At 45.9% G+C, this 26755-nt stretch carries 19 protein-coding genes and 6 tRNA genes; 8 read left to right on the top strand and 17 right to left on the bottom strand.

Features of this window, described 5'->3' with window-relative positions; translation table 11 throughout:
* Positions 1-184: 184 nt before the first annotated feature.
* The gene (locus MC7420_RS16740; RefSeq protein WP_044207695.1) at positions 185-4114 is read left to right on the top strand and encodes a hypothetical protein; all 3930 of its coding nucleotides are present in this window, start codon (positions 185-187) and stop codon (positions 4112-4114) included.
* Positions 4115-4834: 720 nt separating this feature from the next.
* Here the strand turns inward: MC7420_RS16740 and MC7420_RS16730 are convergent.
* Positions 4835-5464 carry a hypothetical protein gene (locus tag MC7420_RS16730; RefSeq protein ID WP_044207692.1) on the bottom strand — a complete coding sequence of 210 codons (630 nt, stop codon included), beginning with the start codon at positions 5462-5464 and terminating at the stop codon, positions 4835-4837.
* Positions 5465-5554: 90 nt separating this feature from the next.
* Positions 5555-5626: transfer RNA gene (locus tag MC7420_RS16725), tRNA-Thr, on the bottom strand.
* 102 nt (positions 5627-5728) lie between these two features.
* Here MC7420_RS16725 and MC7420_RS16720 point away from each other — a divergent pair.
* The gene (locus tag MC7420_RS16720; protein WP_006101659.1) at positions 5729-6334 is read left to right on the top strand and encodes a macro domain-containing protein; all 606 of its coding nucleotides are present in this window, start codon (positions 5729-5731) and stop codon (positions 6332-6334) included.
* A gap of 308 nt (positions 6335-6642) precedes the next feature.
* Here MC7420_RS16720 and MC7420_RS39850 read toward each other — a convergent pair.
* The 6 genes from MC7420_RS39850 to MC7420_RS39845 all read right to left on the bottom strand — a co-directional run bounded on the left by MC7420_RS39850 (position 6643) and on the right by MC7420_RS39845 (position 7683).
* A tRNA-Ser gene (locus MC7420_RS39850) sits at positions 6643-6748 on the bottom strand.
* A gap of 82 nt (positions 6749-6830) precedes the next feature.
* Positions 6831-6903, bottom strand: a tRNA-Met gene (locus MC7420_RS16715).
* A 10-nt stretch (positions 6904-6913) separates the two neighbouring features.
* Positions 6914-6986 (bottom strand) — tRNA-Lys (locus tag MC7420_RS16710).
* A 96-nt stretch (positions 6987-7082) separates the two neighbouring features.
* Positions 7083-7155 (bottom strand) — tRNA-Glu (locus MC7420_RS16705).
* Positions 7156-7161: 6 nt separating this feature from the next.
* Positions 7162-7234: transfer RNA gene (locus MC7420_RS16700), tRNA-Asp, on the bottom strand.
* 284 nt (positions 7235-7518) lie between these two features.
* Positions 7519-7683, bottom strand: a complete 165-nt coding sequence (locus MC7420_RS39845; protein ID WP_157453197.1) for a hypothetical protein — start codon at positions 7681-7683, stop codon at positions 7519-7521.
* 321 nt (positions 7684-8004) lie between these two features.
* Here MC7420_RS39845 and MC7420_RS16695 point away from each other — a divergent pair, with 321 nt between their 5' ends.
* Both MC7420_RS16695 and MC7420_RS41550 read left to right on the top strand, forming a co-directional pair.
* Positions 8005-9546, top strand: a complete 1542-nt coding sequence (locus MC7420_RS16695) for an FAD-dependent oxidoreductase (protein ID WP_006101760.1) — start codon at positions 8005-8007, stop codon at positions 9544-9546.
* 116 nt (positions 9547-9662) lie between these two features.
* Positions 9663-11324: an adenylate/guanylate cyclase domain-containing protein gene (locus MC7420_RS41550; RefSeq protein ID WP_006101757.1), complete on the top strand. Its 1662-nt coding sequence runs from the start codon at positions 9663-9665 to the stop codon at positions 11322-11324.
* A 39-nt stretch (positions 11325-11363) separates the two neighbouring features.
* On the opposite strand, the gene MC7420_RS16685 is transcribed toward MC7420_RS41550, so the two are convergent.
* From MC7420_RS16685 to acpP, 7 genes are all read right to left on the bottom strand, one after another.
* Complete coding sequence (locus MC7420_RS16685) at positions 11364-11582, bottom strand: hypothetical protein (RefSeq protein WP_044207689.1); 219 nt, start codon at positions 11580-11582, stop codon at positions 11364-11366.
* 92 nt (positions 11583-11674) lie between these two features.
* The gene (locus MC7420_RS41545) at positions 11675-12028 is read right to left on the bottom strand and encodes a hypothetical protein (RefSeq protein ID WP_044207686.1); all 354 of its coding nucleotides are present in this window, start codon (positions 12026-12028) and stop codon (positions 11675-11677) included.
* Entirely contained in the window at positions 12025-13119 is a 1095-nt protein-coding gene (locus MC7420_RS16675; RefSeq protein ID WP_006101828.1) for a hypothetical protein, read from the bottom strand. Before MC7420_RS16675 ends, MC7420_RS41545 begins: the two co-directional genes overlap by 4 nt.
* Before the next feature lie 30 nt (positions 13120-13149).
* Positions 13150-14151 (bottom strand): ATP-binding protein, encoded by a 1002-nt coding sequence (locus tag MC7420_RS16670; protein WP_006101841.1) that lies wholly within the window; start codon positions 14149-14151, stop codon positions 13150-13152.
* Positions 14152-14325: 174 nt separating this feature from the next.
* Positions 14326-16344, bottom strand: coding sequence for a transketolase (gene tkt / locus MC7420_RS16665; protein WP_006101618.1), 2019 nt, complete (start codon positions 16342-16344; stop codon positions 14326-14328).
* 363 nt (positions 16345-16707) lie between these two features.
* Positions 16708-17964 (bottom strand): beta-ketoacyl-ACP synthase II, encoded by a 1257-nt coding sequence (gene fabF / locus MC7420_RS16660; protein ID WP_006101680.1) that lies wholly within the window; start codon positions 17962-17964, stop codon positions 16708-16710.
* Between the two features lie 63 nt (positions 17965-18027).
* Complete coding sequence (gene acpP, locus MC7420_RS16655; protein ID WP_006101784.1) at positions 18028-18276, bottom strand: acyl carrier protein; 249 nt, start codon at positions 18274-18276, stop codon at positions 18028-18030.
* 200 nt (positions 18277-18476) lie between these two features.
* Here acpP and MC7420_RS42585 point away from each other — a divergent pair, with 200 nt between their 5' ends.
* From MC7420_RS42585 to MC7420_RS16645, 3 genes are all read left to right on the top strand, one after another.
* Complete coding sequence (locus tag MC7420_RS42585) at positions 18477-19430, top strand: mechanosensitive ion channel family protein (RefSeq protein ID WP_006101772.1); 954 nt, start codon at positions 18477-18479, stop codon at positions 19428-19430.
* A gap of 179 nt (positions 19431-19609) precedes the next feature.
* Complete coding sequence (locus MC7420_RS42580; protein ID WP_006101840.1) at positions 19610-20206, top strand: hypothetical protein; 597 nt, start codon at positions 19610-19612, stop codon at positions 20204-20206.
* A gap of 484 nt (positions 20207-20690) precedes the next feature.
* A complete protein-coding gene (locus tag MC7420_RS16645; protein WP_006101850.1) occupies positions 20691-21197 on the top strand; it encodes a hypothetical protein in 507 nt (168 codons plus the stop codon).
* 202 nt (positions 21198-21399) lie between these two features.
* On the opposite strand, the gene MC7420_RS16640 is transcribed toward MC7420_RS16645, so the two are convergent.
* Positions 21400-22461, bottom strand: a complete 1062-nt coding sequence (locus MC7420_RS16640) for an adenosine deaminase (protein ID WP_006101736.1) — start codon at positions 22459-22461, stop codon at positions 21400-21402.
* 179 nt (positions 22462-22640) lie between these two features.
* On the opposite strand from MC7420_RS16640, the gene MC7420_RS16635 reads away from it, so the two are divergent.
* Positions 22641-25754 carry a protein kinase domain-containing protein gene (locus MC7420_RS16635; RefSeq protein WP_006101681.1) on the top strand — a complete coding sequence of 1038 codons (3114 nt, stop codon included), beginning with the start codon at positions 22641-22643 and terminating at the stop codon, positions 25752-25754.
* A gap of 144 nt (positions 25755-25898) precedes the next feature.
* Here the strand turns inward: MC7420_RS16635 and crtA are convergent, their stop codons facing one another.
* A complete protein-coding gene (gene crtA / locus MC7420_RS16630; protein WP_006101826.1) occupies positions 25899-26729 on the bottom strand; it encodes a cyanoexosortase A in 831 nt (276 codons plus the stop codon).
* Positions 26730-26755 lie beyond the last annotated feature (26 nt).

The raw sequence follows: 26755 nt of genomic DNA, 5'->3' as shown, positions 1-26755 counted from the left end.
GGACTCAATTAGATGGTCACCGATAAATGAACAACAAAACCCGCCCTCCCCACCGATAAATGAACAACAAAACCCGCCCTCCCCACCGATAAATGAACTAGGATTAATTAATCTGTTTGTAGTAAGCGCTTCAGCGCTTCTTCTGGCACGAAGCGTGCCTACTACGAACGAACCCCCGAAAACTATGTCCTCGCCACGCCCTGTGAGAATTGAACTCACTGTTTCAGCCTCCAATCCCAAGTTACTCGAAGGTCTAGATACCTGGTTGCGCTTGGGTTTAATCAGTGATGCCCAAGTTAAACAATTAGGACAACTCTATCTATCTTGTCGCCTCCCTGAACCAGCGATTGCCCCACTTCCATCTCGCCCTCAATCCCGGAAGGTGGAACCCAAGGTCGAGGAACCCGTTCCTACAGTGTCGCCTTTATCCCGGATATGGCAGTCATGGCAAGAGGAACTGAGTGTACGCTGGCTGCTGTTTCTAGGTGTCTTTCTGGTTGTTGTCTCTTCCGGTGTCTTGGCGGCAACTCAATGGCAGAATTTTCCGCCAGCGGGACAGTATGGTGTGTTATGGGCATATACCGTTGTCTTTTGGGGCATTAGCCTGTGGGCGGGAAAACGTTCTAATTTAAAGTTAACCTCTCAAACCTTACAACTGATTGCCCTACTTTTAGTCCCGGTAAATTTTTGGGCAATGGATGGCTTTGGGTTATGGCGTCATCCCTGGGAATGGATTGTTGTTGCTGTTGCAGCGTTAAGCCTAACAGGAATTACGGTTATCAATCAATCGATCCAAAGCAACTCATTCCGGCTTACCTCCCGCGCTTCCCTAATTTTATGGTTGAGTTATCTACACTGGGGTTGGAATTGGTCACAGGTTCCATTAGTCGCTGTTTATTTAGGTGTCATCGGCACCGCGATTTTTCTCCCCTCCGTCGCTTCAACCCCTCGCGCTTCCCCATCTTTGCCGAATAATTCACCCACGGGTAGTTTAGTGGTTATTTATGCCCTCACGGTGTTATTAGGACGGGCAATTTTCGTGATGAATGTGCCAATTACCCAACTCGGTTTGGCAATGGGAATTTGTGGTTGGTTGTTGGCGCGACAGGGAAAGCCTCCAGCCGTCTCACGAGAGTCTGTTTCCTCCTTTAGCACAAAAGTCTGGGATGGAATTGGTGGCGGGTTACTGTTGATGGGTTGGTTGGTTTCGGTAGGAGAAGACATTCCTTGGCAAGCCACGGCGGTTAGTGGGTTGGCGATTGGGTTTTTCGCCCAGCGCTTACAGTATTCTCGGCGGCGTCTGGATTTAGCTGCCATTTTTATTATTGGCTTGCAAACGCTGTTTTTACTATGGCGATTAATTCCGTTGGCGGTACAAGAGGAGGTAATCAGTTTCCTCTCTCAACAGATGGGTTCAAACGTGGAAGCCTGTTGGGGTGTCGTCCTATTTCCCTACATTATTCTCTGGGTAGGTTTGACCGATTGGCTATATCGGAAGTCGAACCCTAAATTAGCCCGGTTTGGGGAAGGACTCACATTAGGATTGGGTGTGATGTTAACGGTAATCAGTAGCCTGAATCCGACGGCGCGATCGCTTAATCTATTACTCTCCACTGTTACCCTAGCTATTGTTACTCATCGCCGCCCTCCGCTGCGAATTACTTTAGTTTATCTCACCCATATCGCCGGATTATTAACCCTCTGTTCGTTTATCGATGGATGGTTTCCGAGTCTCAGCGAACCCCGATGGGCAAGTTTATTGTTGGCGCTAATGGTGGCAGAATGGAGTCTGAGTATAAGGCAGGAAGGGCAAACGGTAGCAGCAAATCCTCCATCTCCTGTCCCCCAACAGAGTTGGTATCGCAGTTGTTGGCACATTGGTTTTGTCCTCGCTGGAATTAGTTATGTATTACTGGCTGGGGAAAGTATTACTTATGTAATTCCCTTTCCCATGCACCCTTCGACTTCGCTCAGGGTTAACCCTTGGGGACTTTTATGGTTACTCACCCCATTAACCTTAACTGGAGTTGCCAGTCTTAGTCAGCGATCGCGGCGCATTCAGGCTACTTCGTGGAGTGCGATCGCTTTATTTCTTGCCCAGTGGCTAACCCTATTCCAACCGGAGATTCGACTGATTGGCTTAGGGGTTGCCACAGTGTTAATGTTCCTGAATAGTCGCTATTTACGCCAAACGGTAGCCGCCGCGATTACAATTGGTTTTGCCCTCAGCTTTTTTAGTGCATGGCTGTGGCAAGGAATTCCCGGATTACCTCCCTTATCCGTCGCCGATTGGTATTTGGTTGGTGCGATCGCAAGTTTGGGATTATGGCTGCTACGGGCTAGCTTAATTCCCCAGTCTGGTGATTTAGCCCAGTTATACGCCCAAGCCTCGGATGGATGGGCAATTGCCCTGTCTTCTACAGAATTAGGCTTGCTGACGCTGCATAGTACCCAGAGTTACGTCGAACTAATTCCATCCAGTTGGCATTACCTCGCCGCATCAATTTTAATTGGTGGTGCGATTTGGTTTCGCTGTTGGCGATCATTTACAACATTTGGTGTCTATGGCATTAGCTGGACAATCGAATTAGCGATCGCGAATACGATTCTGTTACGAAATGGTTCAACCCTAACCTTAGCCACCGCCAATATTATCCTGGCACTTGTGATACTATTCCTCACCGATTGGTGGTTTGCCCGTTTAGATGGAGACACCGAGGAACCTGTAGAGACGCCCCATGGCGCATCTGGCACGTCTAGGGATGCACTGGAGATTTTACCCTTAATTTATGCCCTAATTGGCATTTGTTTGCGCTGGACGTATTTCACCCCGTATACCGGGTTACTCACTCTTGGTGCAGCGTTAACCGGGATAGGCGTAGGGCGTCGCCGTTTTCCCTGGAAAGGGCTCACCTATCTTTCCCTAGCGGGTATTTCTATTGCTTGGTATGAACTGGTGATCTACCAGATGCTGCAAGCCGATGGCGGCAATCCGGCGGATGGCTTTACCATTCTAGCGGGTGTCGCGGCTGCGATCGCGGTTATTTATCGAGTGTTGGCTTGGTTTTGGCAATCGCGCGATCGTTCCACCCTTCTCAACCTCAGTATCACTGAAATTAAAATCACCGCACATATTCACTGGGCAATTGCCAGTTGTTTGATGGTGTTAACGGTGGGAATGTCTGTATTTACCACACCAAATCTGAGAACCATCGGACTTGTCATCAGTTGGGTACTGGCTATCTATGCCTTATTACAGGGGCGTACAAGACAAAAACGCCAGTTATCTCCCTCATCACCCCCATCATCTAACCTCTGGATATACGCCGGATTAACCGAAGTCGCCGCCACTGGTGTTTATGCACGTTTGACATGGACACAGTTGAGTATATTTGACTCCTGGAGAGGGGTAATGGCTTGTTTATTCGCGATCGCGCTTTTTCAACTACCCTGGCGACGGTGGGGATGGAATGATAAACCTTGGCAACATTACGCCATCATCTCTCCTTTGCTAACCGTTTGCCTCAATTATCAAACCCTATCTTCAATCAATTTACTGGCGGTTGCCGGATTTTATGCCTGGGTTGCCAACCGCCAGTCTAATTTACGCTGGACATATTTGAGTCTATTTTTTGTTGATTGGGCAATCTGGCGGCTTTTAGTTAATCAACAGATCACTGAACCCTTATGCTATGCTGCCATAATTGGCGGCTCTTGCCTCTACATCGCCCAAATTGATCCAGAATTAAGACGTTCCCGAACACGACAAACTCGTCATTATCTCCGCTTACTGGGTAGTAGCATAATTTGTTTAGCTGCGTTCTTTTTCCATCAAGAGACTGGACTCATTCCAGGAATAATTAGCCTGATTGCCATATTTGCCGGATTAGGACTGCGAATCCGGGCATTCTTAATGGTTGGAACTGCCACATTTGTGCTAACGGTTTTTTACCAGTTAGTTGTTTTGAGTTTTCAGTATCCCTTTTCCAAATGGGTAATTGGCTTAATCGTTGGCATCATTTTTATTAGCATTGCCGCTAACTTTGAACAGCGACGGGAGCAAATTTTGGGCATTTTCCAAAACTGGGCGAACCAGTGGCGAGAATGGGAATAGACACAAGCAATTTTAGATCCCCCTCCCGTCCCCCTTCAAAAGGGGGAGACCAAAGGATGCTTCGCTTTTTGTTCCATGGGGGAGCCTGAAAGCCCCTCCAAATAAGAAATATAGCAATCGCCATAGCAGTTAGGACGCATCTTATGGTAGAGACGTTGCATGCAACGTCTCTACAACAGTTCGGAAAGTCCTAATCGATGTGTCTACTGCTATATATTCCACTTCCCTCCCCTCGTAGGGGAGGGCTAGGGAGAGGTTCGGGGAGAGGTTCGGGGAGAGGTTCGGGGAGGGGTCTTTCCCCTAGTTAATTAACCAACAGGAGCATAAATTTCCGCGTCAAAGCCAAAGTAAGAATCGAGCTTACAGGGGAAGCCTTTGAACCCGTTTCAACGGGTTTAAGCTTTTAGCCCCAACTTTAGTTGAGGGCTTAAGTGAGTGCTGACCACTCAGCCAGGTGGGAACCTCAAGGTTTTATGGAACCTACAACCAACACCCTGGATTTTATCGATCGTTAACCTTTATGGTTTGAGAGTTAATTGTCTAACCTTTAACGATTGAACTTTAAGCGTTAAGCGTTGAGCGTTAAGCTTTAAAGGTAGTGGTAGATGGAGTCGGTTGCGAATCGACACCTCATGCTTCTAATAGCATGTGCTCTACGCTATTGAGCTATCCATCTAAATCCATAAATTTAAAGGTTTTCGAGTGACCAGCAATTCTAGTTTAGTCGGGAATCTCAATCATGGTGCGGGCATTGCTAATTGACAGTACCCGGTCAACCGTTGATTTAAACTCTTCAACAAACTCTTGTCGTCTCTCAATTGCTTCTGCCAGATTAGTGGGGTCGAGCAATTCGACGCCTTCTCGTTCTAAGAAGCTATCCGCCAGAGATTGATATTTTTCAGACGCAGCATTTTTACCCAACACCTCCTTGGCTAACTTATCCAGTCGATCTTTCACTCGCGTTTGAGCGGCTTTGTACTCATTCTGAGTGCGAGTATACGCCGACACCATCGTGTGAAAAACTGCCTCATAGTACAAGATAAAATTCTTCATCTCGATAGCTTCAGCCACCGTCATTTCTTCACCCGCGACGGAAACCATAGTGGAGGCATTCGACAAAACAACAGCTCGTTTAATAGTGCGTCGTCTGTCAATTAAAGCATCAACTCGTTGTAAAGCCGCGCGTGCTTTAGAGGCATGGTCTTCTCTTGATTTATAGCCTGTTGGCACTTTGCCGACTTCCACAACAGCAATTAACGTATTATTATCTAAATTCGCTCGTGCCGAATCAATCCGTTTTTCCAACAGTGTTAATTCTGCCAAAGTATCAGTTACCGTCATCGTAGTCATTTCTACACCTCCTCTTCTATAAAAATTACGGATAAACAGGTGGCAAGATTTGCCCAGGCAAAAAGGCTTTACTAAACACCTGTATTCAAAAGCAGATGGCGGGAATCGAACCCACATCGAGGATTTACCACACCCTTGTGTTGCCATTTACACCACATCTGCATGACTAGCTATTTTCATAACTGCCAATAACCACTCTAGTACGTTGACACTCCCCTTAGTTTGCCTCTAAAATAGCGTTCTAAGCGGAGGTCAGTTTACAACTTGAAGCTAATACTTGTAGCTCCCAGCTCACAACTGTTTGCAGCGTTTCAACAGTATTTCAGCTATTTACCCAATGTGGAAATCGTCAACGACTATTTCCAATGGTTGCCCGAATTTGACTGTTTAGTCAGCCCTGCCAATTCATTTGGCATGATGGATGGGGGCATGGATGCAGAAATTTTACAGTTTTTTGGTCGTTCCCTGATGACAAAAGTACAGCAGTACATCCTGGAAGAATTCCTGGGTGAACAGCCTGTTGGCACATCATTCATCTTGGAAACGGGTCATCCCAAACACCCTTTTCTGGCTCATACACCCACCATGCGAGTACCCATGTCTATTGCTGGTACGGATATCCCCTACATAGCAATGTGGGCAATGCTTTTAGCCGTTCGACGACACAATCAAAATGCCACCCGAAAAATTGATCAGATTGCCTGTCCTGGGTTAGGCACAGGAATAGGGCGAATTCCCTATGATGAAGCAGCTAGACAGATGGCAGTTGCTTATGACAACTTCTTACATCCACCCAAATTTCTCAATTGTATCGTTGCGGCTGAACGACAACTTCAGATTTGGGAAGGTGAACATTCAAGCTTTGCCTGAGTCGCGAGTCGGTGTGTACTTTGGAGCAGGTGGCGGGGGCAAGAGTAGCATTTGCTGATATCCAGGTTATGAAATTGAAAGCCACTCTTGCTTCATCCGTTACATAAGACTTACCCAAAGTTACCTAAAAATAGATTTCTTTGGTGCTTACTTCCTGCTTCATCCTGGCAGTGACGGCACTTAACCAGTCCACAGGCTTAACATTGGGTGTAACTCACCCTAGAAAGATGCCATGCTTGGTTTTTGCTTGTTTCATCTCTTGTGTATTATACATACTTCATGTTTCCAATTACATCACAGGGGTATATCGGGATGGCAGGATTTGTTCGCGAAGCGTTCTCGAAGAGTAGCTGCAATGGGTTGCCCCATGCTTCCTTAGCAGGGAAGTGCTTTCACCAATTCAGCCACCTCTCCAGATTGCCCCAAGGCGACTTGAACTTCTCTTTCTGCCTTGAGGGGGCAGCGTCCTAACCACTAGACGATGAGGCTGGAGCAGTAGGAGTAGCAGGGATCGAACCTGCGACTGGCACCTTATGAGGGTGCTGCTCTGCCGACTGAGCTATACTCCCAAAAATTGAGTGGGAGCAGCAGGACTTGAACCCGCAACCAGACGGTTAAAAGCCGCCTGCTCTGCCAGTTGAGCTATACTCCCCTCCCTCAAATAATCCGCTTCCTTTCAAGGTCAAGGTAGGAGCTGTCAGTATTTCCCTTCAACTCCTTGGCAACTTGACCTGATTCATCAATGTCATAGCCCCAACGGGATTTGAACCCGTGTCTTCTGAGCGAAAATCAGAGATCCTTGTCCCCTAGACGATGGAGCCAGATAGCGGGAGCGACGAGATTTGAACTCGCAACCTCAGACTCGACAGGTCTTTGCTCTAGCCATTGAGCTACGCCCCCACATTGATAAAAAAATGTGTTACATATTCAGTTTTCAAGGTTCGGTATGAGCGCTTGGAGTTAAGCTGTTTGGCTCTTTCACCTTCGCTCTTAAGTATATACTACAAATATACTACAGGTTCGTCAAGGGTTTGAGCAAAAAATTTTTTGGACTTGGCTCAAAACCTGATGGAGAGGACGATTCGAGCGCGATCGCACAACCCATGCCCCCACTAAAAAGCCCGGAACGATTCCGGGCAACTAACAGGGAACTTTTCAGGGTTACAGCTCAACTCGGCGGGTTCTTAGCCCGTTCTCATGATGGCGAACTCTAAACAAAAGTCTTGGCTTTGATAGGAAAAATCAGCTCGAACGTTTCCTGATTCGGCGGTTTTAGTTTCGGCTACAGCCGGAGTCGCGAATCCCATAGAGCCGATAACGATAATAGCTAATAAAAATAGTTTGTTCATTTTTCAGATTTAAAACAAGGGAACAGCGAACAGACGAAATTGAGGGTTCAACTTGAGAGTTTGTAGTCAGCGCTAAAGCGCTGCTGGCACTAAAGTGCCTACTACGAACCCCGTTTAAATCGAATGTCAACTAACTTGAGAGTTTGTAGTCAGTGCTTTAGCGCTACTGGCACTAAAGTGCCTACTACGAACCCCGTTTAAGTCAGTGTCATTTTGCCTCGGTCATGTTTTACTGAACCGTTATATCATTGCCTTGTTCCTTGCCTCCTGCCCCTCGCAGATTAGGATGTAGAGGGAGCATCTGTGCCAAACGAGAGAGTCATGAGTCAAACTGAACACATTCTTTCCCAACTACCGGGAGACGTCTTGGCAGGCTTGCGGAAGGCTGACCAATTCTGGCAAGCGTTGCGAGACGATACCACGTCGATTCCTCAGGTGGTTAAGGAATCAAAAGAACCCTTGGGAACCGTCGATTGGGATATCGTTATCTGTGGTGGTACCTTAGGCATTTTCCTGGGTGCTGCTTTGCAAAGGCGAGGCTGGCGCGTCGCCCTATTGGAACGGGGAATTCTGCGAGGGAGGGATCAAGAGTGGAATATTTCCCGCCCAGAACTTGAGGTATTCCTGGAACTTGACCTATTATCGCCTGAAGAATTAGAGGACGCGATCGCATCTGAGTATAACCCAGGTCGGGTTAGTTTTTTGGGGGGAGAGGATGTCTGGGTGCGGGATGTCTTGAATATTGGCGTTGACCCGGTTTTCCTTCTAGATACCCTCAAGTCCAAGTTTATCGAGGCTGGGGGTCAGCTTTTGGAAAAAACGGCATTCGAGGGGGCGGTGATTCATCCTGATGGAGTGCGCGTCGAGGCGGCGGGTGGGTTAAACACTCGGTTACTGATTGATGCGATGGGCAACTTTTCTCCCATTGTTAAACAAGTGCGACAGGGGGAAAAACCGGAAGGGGTTTGTCTGGTTGTGGGTAGTTGCGCTCAAGGCTTTACCCAGAATGATACAGGAGATTTAATTGTCTCTTTTACACCCATTCAGAATCAGTGTCAATACTTTTGGGAAGCGTTTCCCGCCAGAGATGGCAGAACCACCTATTTATTCAGCTATCTCGACGCCCATCCCCAACGCCCCAGTTTGGGTTTTTTTATGGAGGAATACTTCCGGCTATTGCCCGACTATCAGGGGGTGGAACTGTCGCAACTTGATTTTAAACGAGCGTTATTTGGCTTTTTCCCATCCTACAAAGAAAGCCCCATCAGAATGCCCTGGAATCGAATTTTGCCCGTGGGTGATAGCAGTGGCGCTCAATCCCCCGTCAGTTTTGGCGGGTTTGGTTCGATGGTGCGTCACCTCAAACGTTTAACAGAAGGCATCCAGGAAGCCCTTAGCGGCGACATTTTGACCCAAGACGCCTTGAGTCTACTGCAACCCTATCAGCCGAATATTGCCGTTACCTGGATGTTTCAACGGGCAATGAGTGTGGGCGTTGAGCAAAATATACCCCCCAATCAAATCAATGAGTTGCTGAGTGGCGTTTTTCAAACAATGGCACAGTTGGGGGATGACGTACTGCGTCCTTTCCTGCAAGATGTGGTGCAGTTTTCTGGATTATTCCAAACTCTAACACTGATTTCCCTAACTAAACCCGGACTGGTGACGCCTGTGATTCCCCAAGTTGGGTTAACCACCCTGTTAGATTGGATGGTGCATTACATAAATCTGGGTGTCTACAGTGGCTTATATCCATTAGGACAATTCATGAGTAAACCCGTACATCAATTACCCCCAACCCCCCAATACTATTACCACCGTTGGCTGGATGCATGGCGCTATGGTTCTGGGGGGGATTATTGAGTAGAGACGTAGCATGCTACGTCTCTACAAATTAATGGCTGGGTCATTGGTTATTGGTTATTGAAAGGCGACTTCGGACTAAGGACAAATGACGAAGGACTAAATAAGAAAGGATTATGAAGATATGGAAGCGCCTGACTGGAGGTGGGCGCAAACTTAGCATCACAACCAAGTTTGCGTTGGCATTTATTGCGCTACTGTTGTTGATTGGTATTGTGTCAATGACAGGCTTTGTCTCTCTGCGGCAAATGCGTAATGAGACCAAAGCGGTGCTTCTGACCAGTATTGAAGTTCAACGACGCGGGTTTGAAATGGATGCCGCGTTACGTAATGCTCGTCGCGTGGAAATTGATTTCTTTTTACGGTGGCCCAGTATTAATTTTTCCAGTACCAATCTGAATGAATTTCGCGACAAACACCGCCAAGAAATTGAAAAAGTTATCGATATTAGTAGCCAACTGCAAGAGCTTCTGGCTCAGGTTCAGGGGGGGATATTTAAACGGCAGAGTAATCCGGATTTGGTGGAGTATGTGGAAATTGTTGAGCAATATTCTCGCAGTTTCCAGGAAACGGTGGGTTTGGTGAGTAATTTGGGAATTGATAATGTTGGTGTACTCGAACAACTGGAACAAAATTTAACTCTATTGCGGAATCGCTTGGAACTAGCAGAGGCTCAAGAGTTTCTCGGATTAGTTAATCAAATGCAGTCCTATGAAAAGGAATATTTATCCACTCGTGAACCTGCAAGAATGGAGTTACTGACTAAAACAGCGCAACAATTACGTGAGCAAATTAACACCAGTGCTAAATTTAATGAAACGGAACGGAGACAGGCATTAAGATATCTCGATGCTTATCAATCGGTTGCTAAAGATATCGTTCGACTCGACAAGGAAATTCAGGACAAAATTCGCAATTTTGATCAACAGGCACAGGCACTAGCCGATAAATTAATCGACTTGGCAGATGCGGAGGCGGATCGAGCGCGTCGAACGATTAATGACACTAGTGAGACGGCGACGGTATTATTAGTGGCGGCTGTGTTAGTAGCATTAATTGCGGCAGTAATTATTGCCAGACAATTTGCTTCTGCGTTAACCACATTGGATCGGGAAACGGCAAAATCCGAACACTTACTACTGAATGTTTTACCAGAACCCATTGCCCATCGTCTGAAGCGAGAAGAACGGACGATCGCGGATCACTTTAATGAGGTGACGGTACTCTTTGCCGATATTGTCGGGTTTACCGAGTTGGCGTCTCACACCTCGCCGATTGAGTTGGTTGAGATTTTGAATGTAATCTTTTCAGAGTTTGATCAACTGGTTGAGGAACACCATTTAGAAAAGATTAAAACGATTGGTGATGCCTATATGGTGGTTGGTGGGCTACCGATGCCGATGCTCAACCATACCGAAGCGATCGCGGATATGGCGTTGGATATGCAACGGGTGATTGAGCAATTTTGTCAAGAAACTGGGAAATCTTTTAGTATTCGCATTGGTATTCATACTGGACCGGTGATTGCAGGGATTATTGGGATTAAAAAGTTTATTTATGATTTGTGGGGAGATACGGTAAATATTGCCAGTCGTATGGAATCCCACGGCTTACCAGGGAGTATTCAGGTAACGGAAGACACCTATAAGCGCCTCAAGCATCGCTATCATTTTGAAGATCGCGGTCCGATTCAAGTCAAAGGGAAGGGGCAAATGAATTGTTATTTGCTCACGGGGAGAAAGCAGAATTCGCCAACGATTGAATATATTGAATTATGAGCATTGATGGTTGACTGTGTATTATTACTTTATGAATCATTAGCGGCGACAGAACCACCTAAACAGGTTGATGTCGCCTTGCATTTTTTGGAGTTCCTGTTGGTGGCTTTGGGCAGTTTGGCGATACCATTGGCAGTAGGACTCGAATTCCTGCCGATACTGCGTTTCTCGGTGGAACTCTTGAGCGAGTTGGTAGGTGGCAAAAATATCTGCAGCAGGTGGAGGGGTGGGGAAAATTTGGCGGAATTCCTCTGACATGGCGATTAGGGTGGTTGGGTACAAGTCAAATCGCCCACGGCGTTTAGTTTAGGGTACTCTATATCCGGCTGAGTGTCCAAGGCGCGATCGCGTCACTGGTTACTCGTTACTTGAATTTCCGTCTGTAGCTCAATCTCTGGTTCTACTTGAGCTTCGACGAGTGCAGCATAAATCGGAATATTAGATTCTACAGCTTCAAAACTTACAACTAGAGAGTACGGAGCGTTAGCATCTGGATCATTATTCCAGCCTTCATGTCCAACTACTGCTATACAGAAAGCGTCTCTAAGATTATAAGATTTGACCATAGCCCAATCTTTCTGAAGAGTTCCTGCACTTCTGGATACACCCTGAGTTTTTCCATGATTTTTCTGTCTTTTACCGAGAGTCCAACTAAAAAGTTTATCTCCTTTTTCTGCATCATCTGGAGCATCATACTCTTTCAAAACTCTTGCCAGGAAACTATCTGGATCTTCCCCTCTTTTACTACACTCCCAGTCAGAACCCAAGACTTTGAGTTTTGTTCATCAATGGCTGTTCTTAGAAGTGAATGCCTTTCTTGTATACCACTATCTATAATGCATACCTTGGGAGCATTAGATTGAGGCGGTTGTAGAATCAAGGGGGGTTCGTTGACGTTAGATACGCTTTGTTGCCTTATTTCTGCAAACTGATCAGGTTCACTAACATCAAAAATAAAGGGAAAATTAAAAACTAAATCTTTTAACCCCTTACCAGAAATTTGAATCCGACACGAAAAGCTATCTGGTGATTTGGCAAGTCGAGGTATATTTGATTCGACAAAGGAAATGATAACTTGCCCCTTATAGGCTTCATCTTGAATAAATTTAATAAAACCCTGTTGTCTTTCATCGGCTAAATCATCCCATTCTTCATAAGTTAAACTTCGTTTGTCAAGCCAATCATTGACTCGTTTATTAAATTTTTCATTACTTTCATCGGGTTTACGCTTTGGATAATCAGACAACTTTACCTTAGTTCCAATACAAGCAATACCTACATCAACAATGTATATCTGATCATCTTTAACCTGGTTCCAGTGGGCTAGTAGTTCAGGAGAAAGAATATATTCTGGTTTTTTAAATCCCTCAATAATATCCCATATTTCTGAAACTTTTTTCCCACCCCATTCCTCATTAATGAATTTCTCAATCTTATTTCGCAGATCACTCAATTCTAAATCGGCTGAAGCACCAATAATATATCCATTTTCTAATTCAGCAATTACTTCAATACCATACGTCTTCAAATCATCTGGATCAAAAGCATCAGGGTCAATCTGTAAAATAATCCGTTGAGCATCAGGGAGTGGAGGTTTTTCCTCTTCCTCCCGCTTCTGTTGAATATCTTGCCACGCCGAGACGATAGATGCTGTTGAATTCTTGAGTCTATTTCCATGTCCCCAGCGATCACTGAGGTTTGTAGTGGTTTGAGGATTTGGTTTTCTCCCTCCAGAGGTAAATACAGCAGTTCCTTCCCTGGTCAATCTAAGCGGGATATGAGGAAAATCAACCATTTAGTTCTCCAAACAAGCTCATAATTTTTTCTAATAAATCTTGATTTCTTTGATTGCTTCTTCCAGGTGTTCCTGAATCACTAACCCCTCTCGATCAAGAATCGCTCGTTTCGCCGCATCTTGTGCTACTCTCACAGCTTGAGCCGCAGAAAAACCATTCATCTGCTTAATGATCTCAAACCAGTTAATTGAGCCAACTTCAATAGCAGACAACGTTTGCTTTAATATAAATTCTAGCTCCTGTTCTCCGGGTAAGGGTACTTCAATTAAGTCATCAAATCGTCTCCAAAGTGCTGTATCTAAAGACTTGTTCAGATTAGTCGCCGCGACTAAAAGACCAGAAGAGGGTTCGTACTCATCTAGGATTTGTAGAAATGTATTTACAACTCGCTTTATTTCTCCGACTTCTTGAGTATCCTGTCGTGATTTAGCGATAGAGTCACATTCATCAAGAAACAGCAAACATGGCTCTTCTGAAGCCTTATCAAATACGACGCGCAAATTACTGGCAGTTTCTCCCAAAAAAGACGATACCATGGCATCAAAGCGAACTTTAAGCAGAGGTAAACCTGTGTTCCTGGCTAAACGTTCAGCTCCCAGCGTCTTTCCGCAACCAGGGAAACCATACAGGAGAATTTTTTGCCGATAACGTAGTCCATAATGAGCCAGTCTATCTCTTGCCGCATACTCACGCTCAATACGCTGGAAACGTTTCTCAATCGCTTCAGGTAATACCATCTGATGTCGCAGTTTCTCCCTCGGTATGACAGTAACTAAGGGAAGATTGAATCGCTTACTGGTTGGCAGTTCACTGAGAGCCTGTAGATTGTCTGATACAACAGAGGTTGGCTTGCCGTTAGAAGTCGGCTTATCTTTCTGGCTCTTTTTCTTGATATTATCTAGCTGATCAGCAAGCAGCGTGTGTCCTTTCTTACGCTCTTCCTCAATCACTAGGTACGTCAGCTTGTCGATCGCCTCTGTGTCGGAACTCGCGATCGCTCTAAAAAGTCTCTTGAGAAGCTCTGCTTTCATAGCCCCTCTCAATATAAGGGGTTGTACTGCACTATAGTATCCTAAAATAGTACATAAGTACCAAATTTGATAACTTTCTTTGCTGAAGCTATCGCTGAAAAAGGCTCCCTAGAAACAGAGAGCCTTTCTGATTGTAAGGCACGGCAGTGCCGTACCCCTACGAAATGACTATCCCTAAAGCGCCTTAGCCTTAGCCACGATATTATCCACCGTGTAACCAAACTTCTCTAAAGCCACGTCACCGGGAGCCGATGCGCCAAAGCGATCAATACTAATCGTGTCACCTTCAGCGCCAACATAGCGACACCAGCCAAAGCTAGAACCCGCTTCCACCGCTAACCGCTTGGTTACCGCTTTGGGTAATACAGATTCGCGATAGCTTTCATCTTGTTCCTCAAACAGTTCCCAACTTGGCATAGAAACCACGCGAACTTTCTTGCCATCACCCCGGAGTTGTTCTGCTGCATCAACGCAGATGTGAACTTCGGAACCTGTGCCAATTAAAATGATGTCAGGTGTGCCATCGCTATCCGATAAGATGTAAGCACCTTGGGCAACAGCATCAATTGAACTTCCCTCTAAGTTAGGTAGCCCTTGCCGAGACAGTGCTAACAGACTGGGTGTTGCTAAACCCTGGGCAGGTTTTGCCTTCTCAACCGCTACCTTGTAGGCTCCAGAGGTTTCATTGCCATCGGCTGGACGAATCACGATTAAGTCGGGAATCGCTCGCAGGGTAGGAATATGCTCAATCGGCTGGTGCGTCGGACCATCTTCCCCTAATGCCACGGAGTCATGGGTCATCACCCAGATTACCCCAGCGTGGGATAGGGCGGAGAGGCGAATTGATGCCCGCATGTAGTCGGTGAAGACTAAGAATGTGGCACCGTAAGGAATCAAGCCAGACTTATGCAGGGCAATCCCATTACAAATCGCTCCCATACCATGTTCGCGAACCCCAAAGCGGAGGTTGCGATTTTCATAGGCACCTTTTTGGAAATCCTTGGAGGATTTCAGCAAGGTTTTGTTGGAAGGGGCTAAGTCAGCCGAACCACCAATGAGTTCTGGTAGTACCCCAGCCATGGCGTTGAGGGTTGCGCCCGATTGATTCCGAGTAGCATCTTTCTTATCCTGGGGGGTGTAGGCGGGTAGGGCTTTCTCCCAGTTTTCGGGCAACTTACCGCTAGCCATCCGTTCCACTACGGCAGCTTCTTCTGCGTATTCAGTTTTATAACGGGTGAAGAGTTTGTTCCACTCTTCTTCGTACTCAGCGCCGCGATCAACTGCCTTACGGAAATGCTTCAGGGCGTCTTCGGGTACCTCGAATTCTGGATACTTCCAATCCAGATGTTCACGAGTGGCTTTCACTTCGTCTGCACCTAACGCCGCACCATGGACACCGTGGGTATTGGCTTTGTTGGGGGAACCGAAACCAATGGTGGTGGTGACTTTAATTAAGGAGGGCTTATCGGTAACTGCTTTCGCTGCTTCAATTGCTTTGTGAATCGCGTCCAAGTTGGTGTTACCATCGGGAACATGCTGGACATGCCACCCATAAGCCTCAAAGCGCTTGCCCACATCTTCGGTAAAGGCAAGGTCGGTGGAACCATCAATGGAGATATGGTTATCATCGTAGAGGGCAATCAGTTTGCCCAGTCCCAGGTGTCCGGCTAGAGAACAAGCTTCCCCAGATACGCCCTCCATATTGCAACCATCACCTAAAATGACGTAGGTGTAGTGGTCGATAATTTGGCAATCGGGTTTATTAAACTTGGCAGCTAAATGTGCCTCTGCCATCGCTAACCCCACACCATTGGCGATCCCTTGTCCTAAAGGTCCGGTGGTGACTTCTACCCCTTGAGTCATGAAGTTTTCTGGGTGACCGGGAGTCTTGGATTCCCACTGACGGAACTGCTTGAGATCATCAAGGGTAATGTCATCATAGCCGGTCAGATAGAGCAAGGCGTACTGTAACATACAGCCATGACCCGCTGACAAAACAAAGCGATCGCGGTTTAACCAGTTAGGGTTTTTCGGGTTGTACCGCATCAGCCGATCCCACAGCACAAACGCCATCGGTGCTGCGCCCATTGGCAATCCGGGATGACCGGAATTAGCTTTCTCTACGGCGTCTATCGCCAGAAAGCGGATGGAATTAATACAAAGTTCTTCGAGAGATTGGGTTGCAACGACCATAGGTGTTATCTAATGACTCCAGGAAACTAGGGTTTAACGCAAAATTTTTTCCGTAAAGCGAGGGTTACTCTTTCCCCAAGGATACACTTATCATCCCATTAGGGGGATCGATGATCAAGACTGCTTGGTATAAGCTTGGCTAAAATTTGGCGATTGGGGTGTTGGGTCGGCTGAGATAGTGCCGATGAATTGACACTCTCCGCCCTACAAGGACGGAGATTCTTCATTCCATTGCTGGGAAGTGTAAGCAGGATTAACCGCAATGGTTTTCGGTCAAAAAGGATGCGATCGCACAATATTTTTTTTCGCAACGTTTCGACTGACTCATCCCCGAATCACTACGAGACGTAGCATGCTACGTCTCTACAAAGGTTTGTATTTCTTGAAGACTAAGGTGACATTATGACCGCCAAAGCCAAAGGAATTGGATAGCGCCACATCGACGGTTTGCTGACGGCTTTGATTGGGGACATAATCAAGATCGCAGTCTGGATCAGGATTTTCTAGATTAATCGTCGGCGGAATTTGGTCATGGGCTACCGCCAAGACTGATGCCACGGATTCGATGCCCCCAGAACCTCCTAACAGATGACCTGTCATCGATTTGGTGGAACTCACGGCAATCTTGTAGGCATGATCGCCCAAAACCTTTTTAATCGCAGTGGTTTCTGTGGGATCATTAACGGGTGTACTCGTCCCGTGGGCATTAATATAGCTGACATCTTCAGGCTGCAATCCCCCATCCTTGAGTGCCAACTGCATTGCCCGGACTGCCCCTTCACCACCGGGTACGGGTGAGGTTATATGATAGGCATCACAGGTCATGCCATACCCGACCATTTCGGCATAAATCCGCGCCCCTCGACTCAAGGCGTGTTCTAGTTCTTCCAGGATTAAAATGCCTGCCCCTTCACCCATGACAAAGCCATCGCGATCGCGATCAAAGGGGCGACAGGCGTGTTCCGGGTCATCATTGCGAGTAGACAGGGCTTTTGCCGAAGCAAACCCCGCTACGGATAACGGAGTTACAGCGGCTTCGGTTCCCCCACAAATCATCGCCTGGGCATACCCCCGTTGAATCAAGCGAAAGGCATCTCCTACCCCATGGGCGCCAGAGGCACAGGCGCTGACTGTACAGGTATTTGGTCCCTTTGCCCCGGTATGAATTGCCGTAAGTCCGGCTGCCATATTGGCAATCATCATCGGAATCATAAACGGACTACAGCGATCGGGACCGCGATTCAAGTAGACCTCTTGTTGGTCTTCCATGACTTTAATCCCGCCAACCCCGGTGCCAATAACGACACCCACCTGTTCTGCGTTCAGTTCATTAATGACAAACTTCGCATCCGCGATCGCTTGTTTGCTAGCCGCGACTCCAAATTGGGCAAAGCGATCCATCCGCTTAGCTTCTTTGCGATCCATATAGTCATGGGGATTAAACCCCGTGACTTCGCCAGCAATTCGACAGGCATGGCGAGAGGGATCAAACCGGGTAATTGTACTAATCCCATTCCGCCCACCTAAAAGTCCATCCCAATACTCCGCCAGGGTATTGCCGATGGGAGTGATCGCGCCTAAACCTGTAATAACAACGCGCTTGAGTTCAATGTTTGTCATGATGCCAATAAAACAGGGAAACTGCCCGATAACGCAGAACTTGGTCGAGAAGACAACCGCTGATTAAGCCGCCGCTTCTGTTTTTGAGCTGATATAGTCCACAGCCGCTTGGACTGTGGCAATCTGTTCGGCGGCTTCGTCTGGAATCTCGATATCGAACTCTTCCTCTAAAGCCATAACCAATTCCACCACGTCCAAGGAGTCGGCGTTGAGATCATTGGCAAAGTTAGCTTGAGGGGTTACGTCACCGGGTTCAACTTCCAGTTGTTCCGCAACTATTTTTTTGACTCTATCGAAAATTTCTTGGTTCATTTACTTGTATACCTCAACCGAGTTGCTAGAACGTTATCAAGTTATGTTACTTGGTTCCTTTGCACTTTCTCATCTTATCCGAAAGGGGGATCATCCAACCCATCGGTAGTCGCTTCGCCAACTGGCATCCAGTTGGGCTAATCATCATATCATGTTCATGGTACTGGCGAAGCAAAAAGCTAGCGACGTGGCAATTAACCATGAACATCAACACTCTGATTCTGTTCACCGCACTTACGGTCATTCCCTGGCAGACGATTAGGTTTATTCTCGGCAAGCTGGCGATCGCCGCCCTAGGTGCCTGTCTCCTTTATGTCCTCCTATTTTATGGGCTGCGCTCCATTTTTCGGAAGTTTGAGAGCGATATTGCCCTCGTCACCCTGAATGTCTCCGCCTATCCCATCCTGAGCATTTTCATTCTGGTCAGTTTAAAGGTTTCCTTTGCCGATCTTGATTCTGGGGATACCATCGGCTGGTTTGATCGCCTGCTGACAGCCAGCATTATTATCGCAGTCAGTTATTGGTTCATTCAGTTATTTATTCAAGTTTTTGTCTACTACCTCAAAGATTACGCCCGACAAACAGAAGCGATGTGGGACAACGTGCTGCTGCCTCTCCTTGAAGGGGTTGTCCCGTTTGTGATTTTTCTGCTGGCTAGTGCTTTTGTTCTCCAATCTTTTGGTGTTGATTTAACTGGGATTTGGGTCACATTGGGTGGGGCAACGTTTATTATCGGGTTTGCAGTTAAAGATATTTTGGCAAACTTCTTTAGCGGTATTGTTCTATTGATTGATACGCCATTTCAATTTGGTGACATCCTGGAGTTAGAAAATGGCTCCATTGGTATGCTGCGGAAAATTGGCGTGCGCGTCACTCAACTTTATATGTTTGATGACCGCAGTGAAATTTATATTCCTAATAGCATTTTACAAGGTCAATTGATCACCAATTTAAGTCGCCCGATCCCCCATTACTTCTACGCATTGCCGATAGAAATACCTCCGGAATGTGATTTAGAGGCAAGTCAGCATCTCATGTGGGAAATTGTTTTTGCTCACCCGGATACATTAGGAGATTTTGAAAAAAAGTTAAGCCATATCGATAAGTTTTACATTGTTGATAATTTAGGCACAAATTTTGCCTATAAAAAATAAATTGGTCGTCAGCGTCTAAGTCTGGAAAATGATGTCAACCTCAAACTCGAAGATATTGAGCAAGCGTTAAGCTGTTCGGCATTTAAACCTTAATGTCAATAATGGCGAAAGCCTTGTAGTGCGAGCATCTTGCTCGCTACTAATACCCAATTTAAATGCATGACAGCTTAGAAGCTCTGATGGTAATAATTCAATTTGCAGAAAAAGGCGGTCTAAATGCTGAAGAAATTGAAACGATACAACAAGAATATGATGGCATTCTTCAAGAAGTGGGTCTAGAAATTGTGCCAATACGGCAGACTAAACGGATTATTTTTGAATTAGAAGAAAATGAATCGCAAGACACATTAATTGGTTTGGTGCGGGAATGGTATCGCATTTGGTTAAGAGATCCAGATTTGCGCGATGAAGATCAATATATTTTACCTGACGAATGGGAGCGAAAAATTGAACTGTTAAAACGACGATTTCAACGAGTTTTTCAGAAAATTAGTAATCCTCATCGGGAAGAAACGCGGCTCGATGATTATGTCATGGATTTAGTGAAATGGTTGCGGGAGCGATTTAAACAAGCTAGAAGTCAACGGCAAGAACCGAAAATTAGGATGAAGGGAACATCCCAATATGAGGGGTTTACTTTAATTCAATTCACCATTGAATTCTATTTGGATAATGCCAAGCTAGAAGACTTTAGACGGGGTAGTCGCGTAAGCAGTGAAATTTATCAAGAAGTGATGCGACATGTTAAAGATAGTTACCCACCGGTTAAACCCTAAACAAAAGCGCAACAATGCAGAATGTTTTAGGACTTTAAGGGAAAATTATTTAAGCCATACAGGAGGTTACTCAGTATCACTTGTAAGTAGTCGGACTTTGATTAATGTTAACGTTTGAGAACAGGAAAAAATAAGGATTTTAGGCTTGTTAACATTGTTGTCACAGCGTACAGAATTTATGTCCAGGTATTTACCAAGGAAAGTAAATCAGTTGAATTGAGGAACTTTTTCCGAAAGGTATGAGTCTAGTGGCTCAGAGTTTTTATCTGTGGCTAGCCGCGACACCCGCCGATAAGTCAAGTTATTAGCTTATAGCTTAAGTCAATTAAAGTTAACTGTTGAGATGAGTGAACAGGGAACAGGGAACAGTAAGGGTTTGAGGGCGATTTACTTGCACTTAATATAGCACCGTTTTCTTTTGTCCAACTACTTATTTGCAAATCAAGTAGGCATGACTATGAAATTAAACCAGAGAATTAGATGGATGGGTATAGCGTTAGCAAGTGTAACCGTAGCCTGTTCAGCAACATCACAGACAATAGGTAACTCGGCGATTCGTACCGATAAATTAATCTACTATGCCGAGATTGTAAATAATCCTCAAGCCGGGGTTGGATTGACAATTGAAACTGAATATACGAATACGACAGGCAATACTGTTTATTTAATAGGTTGTCACCAACCATCTGCGCCTCAATTACAAAAATATAGGGATGGGGAATGGGTAACGGTATATTCTCCGGTAGAGAATCAATGTTTAAGTCCACCTTGGAAAATTCCTCCGGGAGAGACATACCGAGATACTTATCAGGTTTATGGTTATTTGCCTGGATATAATACTGCACCTACGTTTGACGCTACCATTCCGGGTCGGTATCGATTAGTTCGGGACATTTATCAACAATTATCTGATCCGGTAAATGAAGCCGAATTATTACCGTTGTCGGAACGTATATCGAATGAATTTAAAATTATTAATGATGTTGAGTAAGTAGGTGGACACAATTAACGTTAACTGTTGAGATACTGTCTTTGATATTATCTTCGCTTAAACAGGAGGAGAGGGCGACCCGAGCAAATTGAGTGGACTACCGTTGTTAATTGATGCAAGTGGGTCGCCCCTACAGGGTGTTAATTGATGCAAGCAGGTCGCCCCTACAGGGTGTTAATTTATGTCAGCGGGTATCTACCACTTAATCTTTGGTTCTGGGCGTACCATTGGCGGCGACAACCTCATCTCTGGGATTTTTCAACAATCCGGTTAATAGAGAGGCGGGATGCTGTTGATGGGGCCAAGCAAAGGCGTGACGAAAGGCAGCATCTTGACAGGCTTGCATTTGCTCGAAATCAATTATATCTTGAGTTAATAGGTTTTCATACTCAAAGGGTAAGCGCACATTATTTAATCCGGCGTTATCGGTACAAATGGCAATATCCACCCCCGCCTCGAAACAGGAATCAAAGACGACTTTCAGTTGATAAATATCCTCCAGTGTTCCTGTTTTTAGGTATGTCGTGGGACAGACTTCTAAACATTGCTGGCGCTGGGCAACTTCTTTTAACAACTCTGGATACTTCAAGGGAATATGAATTCCATGACCAATCCGCATTAAATAGGGTAACAGTTCCGGATAACAACCGTCGCTGGTTTCGTAGAGATGACCGGTTGTATTCAGACCGAGCGATCGCGCATACTGATAGAGTCCAACAAATTCCGCTAACCGTTCCCCATAATGGGCATCTCCTCCTGCCAAATCCACCCCACAGACATAATCCTTCCTTTGGGCAGCGAGATCCACAATTGCCTTATTCACCGCATAGGGAAGCCGCGCATGCATACAGAGAATTTGACTCGTCACCATCGGATAATCCTGGACTTGACTGGCTTGTCCGACAATCTCCACAATCTGCGCCATCTGATCAATCCGTTCCGATTGACTCAATTGTTCCGATGTGCGTAAATAAGGCGTATACCGCAGTTCTAAATAGGCTAAATTCTCAAAGATATACGCGCCGCGAATTAAGCGATAAATAAAATAGGGTAAGGTTTGCACCGTTTGCACATGTTCGACTAACGTGTGCAGTTCCAAATACTCGTCTAATGTGTTGCGCGATCGCGTGTAAAATTCCTCAAAGTCGTCATAGTCGGCAAATTTATGGGTCAACGGATCAGTTTGGCGTTGAAAATATCGCCAGAGAATCCGAGGAACCACTGAACCCCCCAGATGACGGTGTAATTCTGCGTATAATGGCATACAATCTCCTGGTCATTTTCAGTCTTGGCTGGACAGACATGTCACCACGACTTAGATCAACGGTAGCTTTTGTAAAAAAAAATTGCAGCAACTCTAATTATTGCAACAGTAATTTACAATTCCCCTTTTTCCATTCTCACCAGCTAGAATAACCTCAAGGACTTAGAGAACTGGATGCCATGACCACCGCTAACCCTGAAAACAGCACTGCCTCTCATCCCTCTCAGTGCTATTGCCTTAACCCCGATTGTCAGCATCCAGAGAATCCGCGAGATGCCGTCAGTTGTCACAGTTGCGGTTCAGAGTTACTATTATCCGATCGCTATCGGGCAATTCATCCCTTGGGACAAGGTGGCTTTGGCAGAACCTTTCGCGGCGTGGATGAATCCAATCCCAATCACCCCGACTGTGCGATTAAGCAGTTTTTTCCCAAACACTCAAGCACCACGAATCAGGAAAAAGCTGCCGAACTATTTGAACAAGAAGCCCAACGCTTAAAAACGCTGGGACATCATTCCCAAATTCCCCAATTATTAGATTATTTTAGCCAAGACAACCGTCAGTATTTAGTTCAAGAATTTATCCACGGACAAAACCTAGCCGCTGAACTCGCCAGCGTTGGACCCTTCAGTGAATTAAAAATCCGCCTGCTGTTGCGCGATTTATTACCTGTTCTCCAGTTTATCCATAGTCATCAGGTCATTCACCGGGATATTAAACCGGAAAATATTATTCGTCGTCCGGGTTATGGCAATCTCGTTTTAGTGGATTTTGGCGCCGCCAAGTTTGCCACAGAAACTATTCTGGAACGCACCGGAACGGTGATTGGTTCAGCCGCCTACACCGCCCCGGAACAGGTGCGCGGAAAAGCTGTTTTTGCCAGTGATTTATACAGTTTAGGCGTTACCTGTATTCACCTGCTGACGCAAATACCGCCCTTTGATTTATTGGATAGTCATGAAGATGCTTGGGTATGGCAGGATTATTTAAACGGGAACAGGTCAATCAGTAAACCCTTAGCCAAGATTCTGAATACTCTGCTGCAACGTGCGACCAAACGGCGCTATCAGTCGGCGGAAGCGGTATTAAAGGATTTAAACCCTTCTCAGCGTGGAAGCAAGGTAACACAATGGTTGGTGGCGAGTACGGTATTGATTGTGGGATGGGCGGGAATTCGGTATCTGGTATCACCTGTCACCCAGCAGGTTTCTACCCGTAACCCAGTGGTTACGAATCCGATTCAGGAGAAGTCACCAACACCATCATCGACTCAAACTGGGGGACTTTTCGCCACAATTAATGGACAACAGCAGGTATTCCCTTTAGAACATACCCAAGTCGCCACAAAAATTACTGGGAATGTGTCGCGGGTGGAAGTTACTCAAACCTTTACTAATCCCTTTGATCATCCCTTAGAAGCCGTCTATAAATTCCCCCTCCCTGATGAAGCGGCGGTGGATGATATGGAAATTCAACTGGATGATCGGATTATTCGCGGCGTGATTAAGAAACGCCAGGAAGCCAAGCAAATTTATGAGAAAGCGAAAAAAGCAGGAAAAACGGCGGGGTTATTAGAACAAGAACGGGCAAATGTGTTTACTCAGTCGCTGGCGAATATTAAACCAGGGGAAAGTATTCAGGTAACGATTCGCTATACCGATAGCCTGAAATTTGAGGGCGGGGATTATGAGTTTGCGTTTCCGATGGTAGTCGCACCGCGATATACGGCTGGGAATAGTGTGGGTAGCGCTAAAGCGCCGACTACAAACTCTGTTGGTAGTAAGCACTTTAGTGCCAGCAGCGCTAAAGCGCCGACTACAAACAAAACGCTGATGACAAACGTGGCTTATGCAGCGGAGGTTAATCCCCCAATTGCACCGCCAGGACGATCCGGTCATGATATTGATGTGACCGTCGAAATTGATGCAGGTGTACCTATCAGTAGTGTGCGATCGCCCTCTCATCCGGTTACCACCCAACAGACGAGTTCCACGGTACGGGTAGAACTGGCAGATCAAGAGACGATTCCGAATAAAGACTTAATTTTACGCTATCAAGTCGCAGGTGCAGACACGCAAGCCACAGTCTTAACCCAAGCCGATGAACGGGGGGGTCATTTTGCCACCTATTTAATCCCGGCGATTGAGTATCAACAGAATGAAATTGTCCCCAAGGATGTGGTGTTTCTCGTGGATACCTCTGGATCACAATCCGGTTCCCCCATTGTCCAATCCAAGGAATTGATGCGCCAGTTTATTCAGGGATTGAATCCCCAGGATACGTTTACGATTATTGATTTTGCCAATAGTACGACTCAGTTATCGGATAAACCGTTAGCGAATACACCCCAGAACCGGAAAAAAGCCCTCAATTATATTAATCGCCTCGATGCCAATGGCGGCACCGAGTTAATGAATGGGATTGACACCGTATTGAATTTCCCGGCTGCACCTGCGGGACGGTTGCGGAGTGTTGTATTATTAACTGATGGCTTAATTGGCGATGATGAACAGATTATTGCTGAAATTCGCGATCGCCTCAAGCCAGGAAATCGCTTGTATAGTTTTGGCGTGGGGTCTTCGACGAATCGCTTTTTAATTGAACGGTTAGCGGAATTGGGGCGCGGAACCGCTGAAGTGGTTCCCCCGAATGAATCGGCGGAGGTTGTCGCCCAGGAGTTTTTCCAAGAGATTAATAATCCCGTCTTGACGAATATCCAAGTCAGTTGGGAGGGGACAGGAAACGCGCCGGAATTCTATCCTCAAAAGGTACGGGATTTATTCGCCAACCAGCCCTTAGTCGTATTTGGACGCAAAGGCGATCGCACGAATGGCAAACTTAAGATTAGCGGCACGGTGGCGGGAGGTCAACCCTACGAAACCAGCTTAGATGTGAACTTTGACGAGGTACGCGGGAATGGTGCGATCGCGCAACTGTGGGGACGGGCGCGGATTAAGGCATTAATGAATCAAATGTATGGTCGTGAAACGCCAGAGGTAGTTGAAGCGGTGACGGATACAGCACTCAATTATCGCTTAATGTCCAAATATACGTCATTTGTAGCGGTTACCGAAGAAATCCGAGTCGATAGCAAGGATGGTAAAAAAGTCGATGTACCCGTTGAGACTCCTGAAGGAATGGATAATCAAGGAACAGATACACCATCGAGTGGAAACACCGCTAGTGTACCAGAACCGGATCAGATTATCGGGAATCTCTTTACCCTGCTGTTATTGATAGTTGTCTTTGGGATCAAGCCGTTAAAGAAGGTAATCATAAAAATTCGTTCGTAGGGGCGCACAGACGTGCGCCCGAAAATTCCCCAAGGGAATCCCAAGAATTTGAATTAGGACGTTGTTTTGTCAATTTAATCAGGGCGGGTTTCGTTGATAAGTTATCGGTTTCCCCATTAATTGAGTCCCTAAACCCGCCCGATGTCATAAAAAGTAAGGATATTTACCCCCTGCAACCTTATGGCAGACTAAACCAAAAATCAATACTGCAATCAGCGAAAATAGTAAAGAACCCTGTCCCAAATGCCAGTAAGCAAATGCCTCTTGCTCTGATAGGGCGACAAGTACCGCCATCAGCGCCACCCGCATCCCGTTAATCACAAAACCGATAAAAACGGCAAAAATGGGTAGTAAAACCTTCTGTTTTAATCCCGTTGGCACAAGAACTAAAAAAATCAAGGCAATGCCTAAAAGCTGAACCATAAGCTTTAAACCAGCACAGCCATTGTAAACTTCAATACTCCCCGTAGGTAAACTAACAATAACCCCTTCACGCTTAACCTCAAAGCCCAATAGCCAGAGAAAACCACTGGTAAACTTAGCGGTTAACAAGGATAAGTTAAGAACTGGATAAACCAGTTGTCTCCAAGGAACTGCAATAAACCCCAGCAGTAGCCATTCTTGATTGTATTGTTTTAATCCCTTAAACCCAGATGCTAGTAACGCTAACGCCAATCCTGACATCAACGGGAAAAGTGGCAGAAAAACGTCATCGTCAACTACGTTTGTACTTTTAAACAGAATCCCAGCTATCAGCAAACCTGCCAAACTACTGGATAATGGACTGCTGTGCCAGGTTATTTTATCGCGCTTCATCCACAGCAACCCTAAAACCACACATCCAAACAGGAGGCTGGCGCTGAATAGATTATTATTATTGCTTCTCGATACTAACGTGAAATGCAGTGTGATTAAACCCGTGGCGATACCCAATAACCAAAATTGGTTAGATTTCAGGGGATTGAGTTGAGTCATGATTCAGCAACTGGGAACTCAAGCGG

The organism is Coleofasciculus chthonoplastes PCC 7420, from assembly GCF_000155555.1.
In the GTDB taxonomy this organism is placed as follows: Bacteria; Cyanobacteriota; Cyanobacteriia; order Cyanobacteriales; family Coleofasciculaceae; genus Coleofasciculus; species Coleofasciculus chthonoplastes_A.
This window is presented reverse-complemented; position numbering and strand designations above follow the sequence as displayed.